Raw genomic sequence first — 439 nt, 5'->3', positions numbered from 1 at the left:
GATCGGGGATATGCCGTATGCGCTGCAAACGCGGCTGCTACGCGTGCTCTCGGAGCGCGAGATTACCCCGCTCGGGGCAAGTCACGCGGTGCCCATCGATGTGCAGTTGATCTGCGCCACGCATCAGGATCTCGCGAGCGCGGTGGCGCAAGGCACATTCCGCGAAGATCTTTACTACCGCATCGCCTGGGGGTACTCACGCTGCCAACGCTGCGTGAGCGCGACGCAAACCCGAGCTGATCGCTCGCATGCTGTGCGACGAATGGCCGGGACTGCGCCCCGATCAGGCGCTCGATCGCGTGGCGCCCGACGCCCTGTCATGTCTGCTCATGCATGCGTGGCCGGGGAATCTGCGTCAACTACGCGCAGCGCTGCGCTACGCGTGTGCGGTGATGAGTGGCCATATGCTGTGTGTGGACGATCTGCCGCCCGAACTCGT

At 64.7% G+C, this 439-nt stretch carries 2 pseudogenes; both read left to right on the top strand.

Annotated elements, in window-relative coordinates:
* Nucleotides 1–10: 10 nt before the first annotated feature.
* Nucleotides 11–127: pseudogene (locus tag CDV44_RS28790) on the top strand (sigma 54-interacting transcriptional regulator); the annotation flags it as partial.
* Nucleotides 128–248: 121 nt separating this feature from the next.
* A pseudogene (locus CDV44_RS28785) lies at nucleotides 249–439 on the top strand (sigma-54-dependent Fis family transcriptional regulator); the annotation flags it as partial.

The organism is Pandoraea sp. PE-S2R-1 (assembly GCF_002179865.1).
GTDB lineage: Bacteria > Pseudomonadota > Gammaproteobacteria > Burkholderiales > Burkholderiaceae > Pandoraea.
The sequence above is the reverse complement of the archived record's forward strand: the minus strand, read 5'-3'. Positions and strand labels throughout refer to the sequence as shown.